Annotated in this window: 12 protein-coding genes; 3 read left to right on the forward strand and 9 right to left on the reverse strand. The window is 71.5% G+C overall.

Going from position 1 to position 13,479, the window contains the following annotated elements:
• Positions 1-70 precede the first annotated feature (70 nt).
• The 9 genes from ACFKCF_RS28495 to ACFKCF_RS28535 form a co-directional block, all read right to left on the reverse strand.
• Positions 71-685 carry an acyl-homoserine-lactone synthase gene (locus ACFKCF_RS28495; protein ID WP_394498249.1) on the reverse strand — a complete coding sequence of 205 codons (615 nt, stop codon included), beginning with the start codon at positions 683-685 and terminating at the stop codon, positions 71-73.
• A gap of 85 nt (positions 686-770) precedes the next feature.
• On the reverse strand, positions 771-1,595 hold the full coding sequence (locus tag ACFKCF_RS28500) for an alpha/beta fold hydrolase (RefSeq protein ID WP_394498250.1): 825 nt from the start codon (positions 1,593-1,595) through the stop codon (positions 771-773).
• A 321-nt stretch (positions 1,596-1,916) separates the two neighbouring features.
• Positions 1,917-3,044 carry a mandelate racemase/muconate lactonizing enzyme family protein gene (locus ACFKCF_RS28505; RefSeq protein WP_394498252.1) on the reverse strand — a complete coding sequence of 376 codons (1,128 nt, stop codon included), beginning with the start codon at positions 3,042-3,044 and terminating at the stop codon, positions 1,917-1,919.
• 5 nt (positions 3,045-3,049) lie between these two features.
• Entirely contained in the window at positions 3,050-4,021 is a 972-nt protein-coding gene (locus ACFKCF_RS28510; RefSeq protein ID WP_394498254.1) for a D-2-hydroxyacid dehydrogenase, read from the reverse strand.
• A complete protein-coding gene (locus tag ACFKCF_RS28515) occupies positions 4,018-5,004 on the reverse strand; it encodes a hydroxyacid dehydrogenase (RefSeq protein ID WP_394498255.1) in 987 nt (328 codons plus the stop codon). The genes ACFKCF_RS28510 and ACFKCF_RS28515 overlap by 4 nt, the downstream gene beginning before the upstream one ends.
• A complete protein-coding gene (locus tag ACFKCF_RS28520; protein WP_394498257.1) occupies positions 4,998-6,158 on the reverse strand; it encodes a hypothetical protein in 1,161 nt (386 codons plus the stop codon). The genes ACFKCF_RS28515 and ACFKCF_RS28520 overlap by 7 nt, the downstream gene beginning before the upstream one ends.
• 8 nt (positions 6,159-6,166) lie before the next feature.
• The gene (locus tag ACFKCF_RS28525) at positions 6,167-7,039 is read right to left on the reverse strand and encodes a carbohydrate ABC transporter permease (protein ID WP_394498259.1); all 873 of its coding nucleotides are present in this window, start codon (positions 7,037-7,039) and stop codon (positions 6,167-6,169) included.
• Complete coding sequence (locus tag ACFKCF_RS28530; RefSeq protein WP_394498260.1) at positions 7,039-8,007, reverse strand: carbohydrate ABC transporter permease; 969 nt, start codon at positions 8,005-8,007, stop codon at positions 7,039-7,041. Before ACFKCF_RS28530 ends, ACFKCF_RS28525 begins: the two co-directional genes overlap by 1 nt.
• A 72-nt stretch (positions 8,008-8,079) precedes the next feature.
• Positions 8,080-9,531: an ABC transporter substrate-binding protein gene (locus tag ACFKCF_RS28535; protein WP_394498262.1), complete on the reverse strand. Its 1,452-nt coding sequence runs from the start codon at positions 9,529-9,531 to the stop codon at positions 8,080-8,082.
• 270 nt (positions 9,532-9,801) lie between these two features.
• On the opposite strand from ACFKCF_RS28535, the gene ACFKCF_RS28540 reads away from it, so the two are divergent.
• The 3 genes from ACFKCF_RS28540 to ACFKCF_RS28550 all read left to right on the forward strand — a co-directional run bounded on the left by ACFKCF_RS28540 (position 9,802) and on the right by ACFKCF_RS28550 (position 13,475).
• Positions 9,802-10,578, forward strand: a complete 777-nt coding sequence (locus ACFKCF_RS28540; protein ID WP_394498264.1) for a sugar phosphate isomerase/epimerase family protein — start codon at positions 9,802-9,804, stop codon at positions 10,576-10,578.
• A gap of 29 nt (positions 10,579-10,607) precedes the next feature.
• A complete protein-coding gene (locus tag ACFKCF_RS28545) occupies positions 10,608-11,618 on the forward strand; it encodes a LacI family DNA-binding transcriptional regulator (protein ID WP_394498266.1) in 1,011 nt (336 codons plus the stop codon).
• Positions 11,619-11,684: 66 nt separating this feature from the next.
• Positions 11,685-13,475, forward strand: coding sequence for a DUF2264 domain-containing protein (locus ACFKCF_RS28550; protein ID WP_394498268.1), 1,791 nt, complete (start codon positions 11,685-11,687; stop codon positions 13,473-13,475).
• Positions 13,476-13,479: the final 4 nt, after the last annotated feature.

The following is a 13,479-nucleotide window of genomic DNA, read 5'->3' on the forward strand; positions in this document are numbered from 1 at the left end:
TCCGGCGCGATCCCGCCTTGGGTTTCGGCGAGATGAACTTCTTGCCTGCGGCACGTCAAAAAGATTTGATTCAACCCGGCACAGCCGGAACCTTCTCCAGGAAGTCTCTGGTGGAGGTGGTGTAGGCGGAGCAGAGCAGACTGCCCAGCCGCGTCGCCCTGCCGTCACCGAGGCGCCGGGTCGGCACGCCCATGGCGTTCACGCTGCGCTCCACCGCCACGCTGGAGACCGCGACCACCGTGTCACCGCGCTGGTCGACCCAGCGGAACGCCTCCCGGATCAGCGCGCGGGCGAGCGGCCCGAACCCCACCGTCGCCTTGCGGGACCAGGCGCGAGCGGTGGCCAGCCGGCTGAGCTCCCAGACGGCCGGGTCGCACGGGGCCGGGCCGCCGCGTAACGCCTCGGGGAAGACGTCGCGGAGCATGTAGGGGCCAACGGTCGGGAGCAGCCGGCAGCAGCCCGTGACCTCCTGGCGGTCCTCCGCGTAACTGATCACGTAGACCGGATCGCAGTCGTCGTAGAAATCGCGCTCCCTGCCGTGGAAGCTGTCGACCTCCCAGCGGAGGCGTTCGTAGAACACTGTGTGGCGGAGGCGGAACATGCCGTCGACCAGCCACACCGGCAGTTCCCCCGCACCGCCGACCACGATCCGTTGCGCGCATCTCTCCCCCAGCGAACCGCCCACGAGCACCCCTTCGCGAATGAACCGGATCTCCTTCCTTGTGTTGTTCGCGGGAGCGGGATCTCCGGACGACGTGAACGGGCGGTGTTCAGCGCACGGAGCAGACCGCGTCCTCGATCACCCGTGTCACGGCGTCCGGGTGCGAGATGAGCGTGAGGTGGGAGCCGCCGGGGAACTCGGTGACCTTCGAGCGCGCCCGCTTGGCCATCGCCCGCTGCGAGGACGGCACGATGATCCGGTCCCCGGTGGCGATGAAGTACCAGGACGGGATCGTCTTCCACGCCGCCGCCTTCGACGGTGTCGTGAACGCGACCGTCGAGGCGGCCCGCTGGGAGGCCCACAGCCGGTCGGCCGTCTCGCGGGGCAGGTCGGAGGCGAAGGAGCGGCGGAACACCTCCCGCTTCAGGTACAGGTCGGCCGCGTCGCCGCTCGATCCCGGGTAGCCCGAGCGGTCGTACAGGGCGGCCGGGTCACCGCCGAGCGCGGAGCCGGAGCCGCTGAGCCGCCCCGTGGTCTCGCCGACGTCAGGCGCGGCGGCGCTGACGTACACCAGCGCCTTGACGCGCGGGTCGCTCGCGGCGGCATTCGTGATCACCGAGCCGCCGTAGGAGTGCCCCACGAGCACGACCGGCCCCGAGACGGTCCGCAGGAAGTCCCGTACGGTCTGCGCGTCGCCGGTCAGGCCGCGCAGCGGGTTGGCCACGGCCCGCACGGCGTGACCCGTCCGCTGCAGCGCCTGCACCTCGCCGCTCCAGCTGGAGGTGTCGGCCCACGCGCCGTGCACCAGCACGACCGTCGGCCTGACCGCGCCGGGCGACGGGCACGACGCCCGCTGCGCCGCCACCGCGCCGGGCGCCGGGACGACGGCCGCGGCCGACAGGAGAAGGACGCACGGAACTCGGCATCTCGTCATGTCGTCGTACCCCTCTCTCGGGGCCCATCCATTCACGGTGTCATCCGCACCGCCCGCACAAGGTCATGAAAACGACAAACAGGGCCTAAATCGTCCGGGCGCGCGGCCATGTCCTCCCGTCAGGTCGGTGCCGCGGATGCCGCAGCCGAGGCCCCGGGCCACCGCCGCGAGGAATCCGGCGCCGACCACGGCCAGGCGCCGTCCGGGCCCCAGCCGCCCCGCGGGGCCAGGGCGTCCCCCAGGGTGCGCAGGCGGCGGGCGGGCGCAGCGGCAGCCGCCCCGCGGCCCACTCGCCCGCGAGGACCGCCAGTATGGGCCCGTTCAGAGAGCGAGGGCGCGGACCGCCTCCTCGTCCACGCCGATCCCCAGGCCGGGACCGGTGGGCACGTGGGCGACGCCGTCGGTGACCGTGATGACCGGATCCGTGGCGTAGGGGCTGGTGATGAACTGCCGGCCGTTGAGGTCGACGGGCGTGTCCACGCCGAACGCGGCGAACAGGTGGAGCGAGGCGGCCAGCCCGATGTCGGACTCGGTGAGGCCGGAGCCCATGATCGCCAGGCCGCAGTCCTCGGCGAGCTGGCACTGGCGCAGCGCCAGGGTCAGCCCGCCGCAGCGCTGCACCTTGGCGACGGCGACGTCGATGGCGTCGAGCCGGACGAACGTCGCCAGGTCGCTAGGGTGGCGCAGGCTCTCGTCCACGGCCACCGGGATCGGGCTGGCGTCACGCAGGCGCCGCAGGCCGGCGACGTCGTTGGACGGCAGCGGCTGCTCGAAGACGGCGACGTCCAGGTCGGTCAGGCGCCGGGCCACCCGGAGCGCGGCGGCGGCCGTGTAACCCTGGTTGGCGTCCACCCAGAGCACGGCGTCGGGGGCGGCGGCGCGCACGGCCTCCACGAGGGCCACGTCCTCGTCCTCGGTGTGCAGGCCGACCTTGACCTTGACGTGGCGGTAGCCGAGCGCGCGGCCCTCGGCCACCGAGTCCGCGGCCACGGCGACCGACTCGGTGGCCACGATCCAGGCCAGCTCGATGGTGTCGCGCCTGCGCCGGCCCCACAGCTCGCCGAGTGACAGGCCGAGACTGCGGGCGTAGGCGTCGTGGCAGGCCACGTCGACCGCCGCGCGCGCCAGCGGCATGCCGATCGAGAAGCCCTTGCTGATCGTACGGTCGAAGGTCCGGCAGAGCCCGTCCAGGTCCCACAGCGGACGGCCGACCGCGGCCGGGGCCAGGTAGTTCTCGATGGTGGAGACGATGGACTCGGTGGTCTCGTACGTCCAGGAGGGGATCGGGGTGGCCTCGCCCCACCCGACGGTCCCGTCGTCGGCGGTGACCTTCACCAGGACTCTGACGGCCGGACGGCCCCCCTGGACGACGGACCCGCCTGCCACGGCGAAGTCGCGCAGCGAGGGCAGGCCCACGGTGAAGGTCTCGACGCGTGCAATCCGGTTCACGTGATTCAGTACCATTCGGACTTGTCGACCAGGTTGATCAGTTCCCGCCCGTCCACGAAACGCCGGGCGTTCTCCAGCAGTACGGCGAAGCGCCGCTCGTCGCCATGCGGCCCCACACCCCCCACGTGCGGAGTGATGAGCACGTCGGAACGCTCCCAGAGCGGGTGATCGGCGGGGAGCGGTTCGGTCTCGAAGACGTCCAGGGCCGCGCCGGCCAGGCGCCCCTCGGACAGGGCGGCGGCCAGGTCGCCGAGCCGCACGGTGGGCCCGCGGCCGATGTTGACGACGTACGCCCCGGGCTTGGCCAGCGCCAGCCGCCGCGCGTCCAGCAGCCCCTCGGTCGCGGGGGTGTGCGGGACGGTCAGGACGACCAGGTCCGCCTCGGGCAGCAGCCGGTCGAGGGCGTCGGCCGGCAGCACCTCGGCGAAGCCCGGCACGGGGCCGCCGCGCCGGGCGTCCACGCCCACCACCCTGGTGCCGAACGCCGCCAGCAGCCTGCCGACCTCGGCCCCGACCGCGCCCACCCCCACGACCAGGGCCGTTGCCTCGCCCAGGGAGAGCACGGCGCCGGGGTCCCAGTCGGGCGCCCAGTGCGCACGGGCCTGTTCGCGGGCGTACCTGGGCAGGCCCCTGGCCAGCGCGAGCACGAGCGCCAGCGCGTGCGCGGCCACGTGGTCGGTGTAGGTGTCGCGCATGTTGGTGACCTGCACGGGGTGCGCGACCAGGGCCGGATGATAGAACCCCGGAGGCGGCCCGGCCTGCGGGGCCTGCAGCCAGCGCAGCCGTCCGGCGTGCGCCAGCAGGTCCGCGGGCAGCGTGCCGTAGGCGGCGTCGGCCTCGGCCAGCGCGCGCACCGCCTCCTCGCGGGTCTCCGGCCGGAGGACGACGAGCTCCGGCACCTCCTGCTCCAGCCGGGCCCGCCAGCCCGCGGTGGCCGGGTCGTGCGGCGGCAGCAGCACCAGGGAGACGCTGCTCACGCCCTCCTCGCCAGGCCGGATTCGGTGATCTCGTACAGCAGCGGCTCTCCCGCGACGTAGCGGGCGAGCTCCTCGGCCATCGCCTGACCGTGGCGGCGCCGCTCGTGGCCCAGGCTGCCCGCCACGTGCGGGGTGACGACGATGTTGGGCATCGTGAACAGCGGCGACCCGGCGACGGGCGGCTCCGGGTCGGTGACGTCGAGGACGGCGAACAGGTCGGTCCGCCGGCTCAGCACGTCCACGAGCGCGGACTCGTCGACGAGGCCGCCGCGCGCCGAATTGATCAGCGTGGCGTCGGGCTTCATCGACTCCAGCAGCTCGGTGCCGACCAGGCGCTCCGTCTCAGGCGTGAGCGGCGAGTGCAGGCTGACCACGTCGGAGGTGGCGAACAGCTCCTTCAGGCCGACGAGGCGCACGCCGAGCTCCGCCGCCTGCGCCGGGTCGGCGTACGGGTCGTAGGCCTGCACGTCGAGGTGGTGATGGGCGAGCAGCCGCGCCGTGGCCCGGCCCGTGGCGCCGAGCGAGACCAGACCGACCACCGCGTCGTAGGCCCCGATCTCGGGCCCGCGCGGGGCGGTGGCGGCGGCGGCGCGGGCGGCCAGCACGTAGCGCCAGCCGTGCTTGAGCGCGTACAGGATCTGCGAGAGCGCGAACTCCGCGACCGGCTCGGCGTTGGCCGTGGCCGCCGAGGTGACCCGCACTCCCCTGGCCCACATCTCCGGGGTGACCATCCCCTTGATGGAGCCCGCGCCGTACAGCACCAGCGAGAGCTTGGGCGCGGCGGCGAGCAGGTCGGCGTCCAGCTTGGGCGCCCCCCACCCGGTCACCAGCACGTCGAGGTCGGCGAGCACGTCCGGGGTGATCCGGTCGGCGGTGAGCAGGGGCGAGGCGATGGTCAGGTGCCGCTCGATCGCCTCCCTGGCCTGGGGGCCGTAGACGTCGTCGAAGCGGTTCGGGTCCATCACGTACAGCCCGTTCAGCATTGCTTCTCCTTCACGCGAGCCGCCGCCCGCACGCTGGCCAGGCGGGCGGGTGAGCCGAGCCCGGCGTGGTAGTAACGTAGCTGCCGCGCTCCCCCTGCGATGAGGTCGGCGGCAAGTGCCGGGATCCGGGCGTGCCCGTCCTCCAGCACGGTCAGGTTGGCGACGAGGGGGATGCCGGTGCGGCTCGCCGCGGCCTTCACCTGGGCCAGTGCCGCCTCCTCCGGGCCCCAGCACTTGAGCACGTACGCGTCGACCGGCGCGTCGAAGGCGGCCAGGTCGATCCCCACGTCGGGGCCGGTGACCTGCGGGTCGTCGGTGGCCATGAGCAGCAGCTCGCGGCCCCCGGCCGGCGCCGCCATGGCGCGGACCAGGTCGGCGATGACCCGGCCGCGGTGATCGTAGAGAGCCTGGGCGCGATCGTGGCCGAGCGCGTCACCCAGGCTCCCCCCGGCCGGGACGCCCTGCTGGAGCTCCCCGTCCACGGCGGCGCGCACGTCGCGCGCCAGCTCCTCGACGTCCAGGCCGCGCTCCGCCAGCCCGCTCCGGCAGGCCGGGCAGAGGCAGAGCGACAGCAGCGCCCTGCCGCAGGCGGACAGGTGGGCGCCGGAGGTCTTCTCGTGGTGGCCGGCGTGCTCCGCGCCCAGCCAGCCGCACGCCTCCAGCATCAGCGCGGGCACGTCGTACTGCTCGCAGACCTCGCTCACGAGGGTGAGCGCGTAGTCGTGCACGGCGGGCTGGGCGGGGCAGAGCGCGTAGGGGTAGGACTCGCCGTACGCGTTCCTGACCGTCAGGTCGGGCGCCTCGCGGCCCAGGATCGAGGAGTGCGTGAGCACCATCCAGGCCTCGGCCCGCAGCCCGGCCGCCGCCAGCGCGGCCAGCGCCGTGCCGAACCTGTCCTCGTCCGGCACCCCCCAGCCCGGCGCGTACGGCTTGAGCCGCCCGCGCCAGCGGTCGGGGCGCAGCCGGAAGTAGGCCGCCGCGTGGTCGGCCTGCACGATGCGATGGCGCGGATGCCACGCGGTGGTGGCCCGGACCGAGTGGTAGGCCGCCTGCAGGGTCACCGTGCTCACCCCGAGTCCGGCGATGCGCTCGGCCGCCGCGGGGTCGCCCACGAGGTCCCAGGTGTAGGCGAACGCGCCGTGCCTCGTCTCCAAGCGGACAGTCACCCCTTAGTGGCGCCGGCCAGGCCGCGCGTGAAGTAGTTCTGGAAGAAGAGGAAGATCGCCAGCATCGGCAGGAACGAGATCGTCATCCCCGCGGCGAACCCGGTCCAGTCGGTGGCGTGCTCGCCCTGGAAGGAGAGCATCCCGACGGCGAGGTTCTGCAGGTCGGGCTGGCCGAGCGTGAACACCAGCGGGATGTTGAACTCGTTCCAGCTGCTGATGAACTGGAAGATGACCACCACCGCGATGACCGGTTTGGCCAGCGGGAGGATGAGGCCGAACGTCTTGATGAAACCGGCCCCGTCGAGCTTGGCCGCCTCGAACAGGTCGCTCGGGACGCTGGAGAAGAACCCGACGAACAGCAGGACGTAGAGCGCGCCCGCGCCGCCGGACATGGCCAGGATGACGCCGGCCCGCGTGTTCAGCAGGCCGAGGTTCTCGATCAGCACGAACTGCGGGACGATGATCGAGGCGACCGGGATGAACAGGGTCCCCACGATCATCCGGTAGAGCAGGGTACGGCCGGGGAACTCGTACCTGGCCAGCACGTAGCCGCACAGGGCCGCCTTGACCAGCTCGACGAGGGTCGAGGCGACCGAGTAGAGCACCGTGTTGAAGAAGTATCCGGAGAACCCGGCGTTGACCCAGGCGCGTACGAAGTTGTCGAAGTTCAGCTGGTCGGGCACGAGGCTCGCGCCGCTGGTGAACATCCCGGCCTGGGTCTTGAACGCTGCCGAGATCGTCCACAGGAACGGATAGACCCACACGAGCCCGATGACCGCCAGGATCGGCAGGGCGATGAGGTTGGCCCGCACCCTGTTGCTGCGCCGGGCGGCCTGGTTGATCCCGGTGGTCTTGGTGATCGTCGCCATCAGACGCCATATTCCTTCCTGAGCCGCTGGGCCCGGCGGACCGCGACGCCCTGGGCGGAGACCAGCACGAAGGCGATGACGGAGAACAGCAGCGCCGCGGCCGAGGCGTAGCCGTAGGCGAACGGCACCGAGCCGAAGGCGTTCTGGTAGATGAAGTAGGACACCACGTACGTGCTGGTGCCCGGGCCGCCCGCGGTGAGCGTGACGACCAGCCCGAAGACGTGCATGGCGTTCACGATGCCGAGCAGGGCGATGATCACGGCGACCGGCCTGATCATCGGCAGCGTGATGCGGGTGAGCTTCTTCCACTCGCCCGCGCCGTCGATGGCGGCCGCCTCGTAGACCTCCTCCGGCACGTTCTGCAGCGCCGCGATCCAGTAGATCATGTACTGGCCGAAGATCTGCCAGACGGAGACGAGCACGAGCACGAGCAGCGCGCTCCACCGGTTGGCGAACACGTCGAACCCCTGGTCGACCAGGCCGAGGTCACGCAGGATCGCGTTCAGCGCGCCGTTGGACGGGTTGAGCAGGTAGGTGAAGACCAGGCCCGCCATGGCGACGGGGATGATCAGCGGCGCGAAGAACAGGGTCCGGAAGAACCGCTTGCCGCGCAGCCACTTGCGGGTGAGCACGATCGCCGCCAGCAGCGAGATCGGGAGCTTGATGACGGTGGTCAGCAGGGCGAAGATCAGCGTGTTGACCACGGAGAGCCAGAACAGCGGGTCGGCCAGGATCGAGCCGTAGTTGCCGCCCCCGACGAAGTGGTCGATCGGGCCGATGCCCGACCAGTCGAAGAAGGAGTAGTAGATCGTCGCGGCCAGCGGCCAGAGGGTGAAGCCGAGGTAGAGCAGGAGGAAGGGGGCCAGGAAGATGACCAGCCAGACCCTGTCGAAGCCGCGCACGCGCTCGCGGGAGTGATCGACGCGTTCGGGCACGCGCGCGGCGGGCGACCGGTCCCTGTCCGTCACCCTCTCCCTACCTGGGGCGGGGGCGGTGGTTGTCATGGATGTCCTCACGAGGGAGAAGGGGACGCCGTCCGGTCAGTCCTTGTACATGTCCTTGGTGTAGTCCTTGGTGTAGTCCCAGTCGGGGAAGGTGTAGCAGTCCATCGACACCTTCAGGCCGGCGGCCGCTTCCTGCTTGAGCCCTTCCTCCAGGGCGGTCTGCCGCTGCTTGACGATGGCGGCGCCCGCCGCCTCCAGCGACTGGCCGCTGACCAGCGCCTGACCCATGGCCTCCCACTCCCCGTCGGGGTTCTTCGCCAGCGCGTTGACGTACGCCTTGGACTTGGCGATGTCGGGGCACTTGAGCAGCGGCACGGGAAGCTGGACCCGGTAGCCCGGCTGCGCGCCGATCTGCATGATCTGCTTGAGCGCCGGGTCGGTGACCATCTTCTGGTTGTCGACGTAGGCCAGCGTGCCGAAGGCGTTCTTGTAGTACTGCTTGACGAAGTAGCCATCGGGGTCGGTCATCCACTGGATGAACGTCCACATGGCGTCGGGGTTCTTGGTCTGCGAGCTGACCCAGTACTTGTTGGTGTCGTACTTGCGGCCGGCCGCGCCGGTCTGCCCGTCGTCCGGGTTGGGGCGCGGCGCCACCACGTACTTGTCGCTGCTGAAGCCCTGGCTGGCCCACACGCTCGGCAGCCAGGTGCCGTCGAAGAAGATGCCGGCCTGATCGGCGGCGAACTGCTGGCGGGAGAAGTTCTTGTCGTTGGTGCCCGGCGCCAGGTAGCCGGCCTTCTTGAGCTCCTGGATGAAGCCGAAGGCCTTCAGCTGCCCGGGCTCGGTCAGGTCGAACTTGCCCGTCTTGTAGTCGAAGAACTCGTCCGTGGAGACGCTGCTGATCATCGCGTACCAGATCCGCTGCATGTCCGGGCCCTTGGTGGGGGCGGCGATGCACTCGGCCTTGGTCTTGGACTTGATCTGCGCGCAGGCGTTCTTGAGGTCGCTCCAGGTCTTGGGCGGGTTGTTGACGTCCAGCCCGGCCTGCTGGAAGACCTGCTTGTTGAGGAACATGTAGCCGGAGCCCCAGTAGAGGTTCTCCGAGAACGGGAAACCGTACGTCTTCCCGTCCTGGACGTTGATGCCTTCCAGGAAGGATCCGTCCGGCCAGCGCTTGGTGAAGTCGGCGGGCACGGTGCCGCCCGGGCTGAGCGGGCTGATCCACTTCTGGTCGAGCAGCTGGGACAGCCCGGTCGCGTTCCAGTAGAACATGTCCGGCGCCTGGTTGCTCTGGAAGGCCAGCGGCAGGGTCTTCATGTAGTCGGCCTGCGTGATCGAGCGCCACTCGATCTTGATGTCGGGGTGTTCCTTGGTGAACTGCGCGCCGATGTCCTTGTGGAAGTTCACCTGTTCGGCGGAGAAGTCCCAGATCTGCAGCGTGGTCTGCGAGCCGCTGCCGCCGCCGGGGCCGTTGCTCGACGTGCCGCACGCCGCCACGAGCAGCGGCGCCAGGATCGCGGTGATCATCGCGGGCCGATGGAGTTTCATGAAGCCCTCCCGAGAGACGGAGGTCAGAGGGGTGCCGGGCATCGGGTAAGCGCTTGCCCGAGAGGTGGGTCCGAGAGTAACCCCGGTCACAGGCCGATTCAAGACTTGTGAGAAAGCGGTTTCAGATCGATGCTCGGTCATGACACCTGTCCGCCGCCTGCCTCACCATCCGACATATGCTGGTCTGCCAGGCATTCCCCGGCCCACGAATCACGTGATCGGCGTGCCGGAAAAATCTCTACAAGCGCTTTCAGAACTTCGGGAGTATGTGTGCGCCTGCTCGCCTTCACCAAGTCCTTCGGCCCGATCGACCCCGCCCGGCTGGCCGAGACCGTGGCCTCGGTGGGCGCCGAGGGGGTCGACCTCCTCGTACGCGAGGGGCAGACGGTCAGCCCCGCCGACCCGGGCCGCATCGCCGCCGTCGCCACCGAGCTCGAGTGCCGCGGGCTCACCCTCGACGTCGTCACCACCGACCTGCTCGACGCCGGCGCGGACGCCGAGCGGATCATCGCGGCCTGCGGCGAGAACGGCGTCCCCCTCATGCGGGTGGGCTTCTACCGCTACGACCCCGCCGCCGGCTACCGCCGCCGGCTGGAGGAGTCCAGGGCCGCGCTGTCCCGCCTGGCCGCCCTCGCCGCCCGGCACGGCGTGCGGCTGGCGGTCCAGTTGCATCACGGTACGATCCATCCATCCGCCTCGCTCGCCCTCGCGCTCGCAGGCGACCTGGACGATGTGCGCTTCTACGCCGACCCCGGCAACCAGGCCAAGGAGGGCAGCGAGGCATGGGCGCTCAACGTCGACCTGCTGGGCGATCGGATGGCCTGCATGGGAGTGAAGAACGCCGTCTGGCGGTCCACCGCGGACGGCTGGGTGTGCGAGTGGCAACCGTTCGCGGACGGAGGCGTGGTCCCCTGGGCGGAGATCGTCCCCGGGCTGCGCGCCCGCGGCTACGCCGGAGTGCTGTCGCTGCACGTCCACTACCCGGCGGCCGACCCGGTGGCGGCCGTACGGCGGGATCTTGACCATCTGCGCGGGCTGCTCGGCTGACGGGCGCTCCACGGGGGGAGGAGGAGCGGGTGCGTAATCTGCGGCAGGGCCGCTCGGCCAGGGTGACGATCAGCGACGTCGGGGCGGCGGCGGGGGTGTCGGCCTCGACGGTCTCCCGCGTGCTCAACGGCACGGCCAAGGTCGACCCGTCGCTGGCGGCGCGCGTCCACGACGCGGTCAGGCAGCTGGGCTACCGGCCCAACGCCGCGGCGCAGGGGCTGGCCCGCGGGGAGTGGGGCACCATCGGCGTGCTGGTCCCCAACCTGGCCAACCCCTACTTCCCCGACGTGCTCAAGGCGGTCTCGGCCGTCGCCCGCTCCCACGGGCGGCGCGTCATGGTCATGGAGTCGGACGACGACCCCTCGATCGAGCACGACCTGGTCGAGGACCTGATGCGCAGCTGCGACGGGGTGCTGCTCTGCTCCTCCCGCATGGAGCGCTCGGACCTGGTCGTGCTGACCGCCCGGGACCACCCGCTCGTCCTGCTCGACCGGATCGTCCCCGGCATCGCCGCGCCCGCCGTCTCCGCCGACTTCTTCGGCGGGATGATGCTGATCTGCGGCCACCTGGCGCAGCTGGGGCACCGCCGGGTCGCCTACCTGAGCGGGCCCGAGGTGTCCTGGGCCAACGCCGAGCGGATCAGGGCGCTGGAGGCGGCCAAGGCGTTCGGCATCTCCGTCACGATCCTGCCGTGCGGGTCCACCAGCCGCGCCGGGTACGACGCCGCCGCCGAGGTGGCCGGCACCGGCGCCACCGCGCTGACCACCTACAACGACCTGGTGGCCCTGGGGGCGGTGACCCGGATGCGCGAGCTCGGGGTACGGGTCCCCGAGGATCTGTCGGTGGTCGGATTCGACGACATCGCGCTGGACCACGTGGCGCACACGAGCCTGACCACGGTGTCGGTGCCCCGCGGGCAGCTCGGCAAGCAGGCGGCCGAGATGCTGGAGACTCTCATGACCGAGGGGCACGACGGGGAGCCGGTGTACCTGCCGATGGAGTTGCACGTCCGCGACAGCACCGCGCCGCCCCACTGTTGACAAGTACGGGCGGCGGCGGGAACCCTGTCTTTCTGAAAGCGCTTTCCCAGCCGGAGGAGAGAACCCGTGGACACCGACGACCGCGCAGGGCGGCCTGGTAGCGACCGAGACGATCTGCAGCGGCAGGTTCTGGATCTGGTCGCACCACTGACGACCAGATTCGGTGCGGGCGGGGGGCGGCTGCGGCTGGGGTTCAGCACGGCGCACTACGATCGGGCCGCCTCCGAGCTGGAAGCGTTTGCGCGCCCGCTGTGGGGGCTGGCGCCGCTGGCGGCGGGCGGCGGGGGGTTCGATCACTGGGAGCTCTGGCGGGCCGGGCTCGCCGCCGGGACCGACCCCGATCACCCCGACTACTGGGGGGCGGCCTTCGACCGCAACCAGCGGCTGGTCGAGACCGCCGCCATCGGCCTGGCGCTCGCCCTGGCCCCCGAGCAGATCTGGGACCCGCTGACCGGCGCGCAGCGCGACACGGTGGCCGCCTGGCTGCGGCACTCGGTCACCGTGGAGCCCAACGACAACAACTGGCTGTTCTTCCCGGTCATGGTGGGGCTCGGACTCGACCGCGTCGGGGTCGCTCACGACCGCGACGCCAACACGGCCAGGCTCGACCGGCTGGAGCAGTTCGACCTCGGGCACGGATGGTACTCCGACGGGCCCAAGTGGCAGCGCGACTACTACATCCCGTTCGCCATGCACTACTACGGCCTCATCTACGCGGCGCTCGGCGACGACCCGGCCAGGGCCGGGCGCTTCCGCGAGCGGGCCGCGGCGTTCGCCCACGACTTCCAGCACTGGTTCACCGGCGAGGGGGTCGCCGTCCCGTTCGGCAGGAGCCTGACCTACCGCTTCGCGCAGTCGGCGTTCTGGGGGGCGCTGGCCTTCGCCGGGGTCGAGGCGCTGCCCTGGGACGTGACCAAGGGCCACCTGCTGCGGAATCTGCGCTGGTGGGATCGGCAGCCCATCCGCGACACCGCCGGGCTGCTCACCATCGGCTACGGCTACCCCCAGCCGCACCTGGCCGAGCAGTACAACGCGCCCGGCTCGCCCTACTGGGCCATGAAGGCGTTCCTGCCGCTCGCCCTGCCCGCGGAGCACCCGTTCTGGGCCGCCAAGGAGGCCGACGCGCCGCCGCTGCCCGAGGTCAGCACCCAGCCGGAGGCGGGGGTGGCGCTGCTGCGCTGCGAGGAAGGGCGGCACGTGGTGTTGCTGAGCGCGGGGCAGCACGCCCCGTGGGCGCGTCATGGCGCGGCCAAGTACGCCAAGTTCGCCTACTCCACGCGGTTCGGCTTCAGCGTGCCCGCCGGGACGTACGGGCTGGAGCAGGGCGCCTTCGACAGCACGCTGGCGCTCAGCGAGGACGGCGAGCACTGGCGGCCGTGCGAGGTGCCGGACCACGTCTCCGCCGTCAACGGCGTGCTGCACGCGCGCTGGACGCCCTGGGACGACGTGGAGATCATGACCTGGCTGGTGGCCCTGCCGCCGTGGCACGTGCGGGTGCACCGGATCAGGACCGGGCGGGCGCTGCGCACGGCCGAGGGCGCCTTCGCGGTCGACCGGGACCGGCCGCCGGCCCGGGTCGACACCGGTCCCGGGCGGGCCAGGCTCGACTCACCGAACGGCCTGTGCGTGATCGAGGACCTGTCCGGCGAGCGGGAGGGAGACCTCGTCACGGCTCTGCCCGGCACCAACGTGTTCGCCCCGCGCACCGTGATCCCCACGCTGAAAGGTGACCTGCCGCCCGGCGATCATCTGCTGGCCTGCGCGGTCATCGGCCTGGAGGCCGCCGGAGCCGGGTGGCCGGAGCCTCCCGCGTGGGAGGCCGTCGAGCCGCTGCTCGGCCCGGCGGCGCGGCCGTGATCGT

The organism is Nonomuraea sp. JJY05 (assembly GCF_043496855.1).
Taxonomy (GTDB): Bacteria; Actinomycetota; Actinomycetes; order Streptosporangiales; family Streptosporangiaceae; genus Nonomuraea.

Bases quoted from the DNA above. Each gene is read 5' to 3' on its own strand.
- ACFKCF_RS28525 (WP_394498259.1), bottom strand. From the start codon at position 7,039: ATGGCGACGATCACCAAGACCACCGGGATCAACCAGGCCGCCCGGCGC.
- ACFKCF_RS28515 (WP_394498255.1), bottom strand. From the start codon at position 5,004: ATGCTGAACGGGCTGTACGTGATGGACCCGAACCGCTTCGACGACGTC.
- ACFKCF_RS28500 (WP_394498250.1), bottom strand. From the start codon at position 1,595: ATGACGAGATGCCGAGTTCCGTGCGTCCTTCTCCTGTCGGCCGCGGCC.
- ACFKCF_RS28535 (WP_394498262.1), bottom strand. From the start codon at position 9,531: ATGAAACTCCATCGGCCCGCGATGATCACCGCGATCCTGGCGCCGCTG.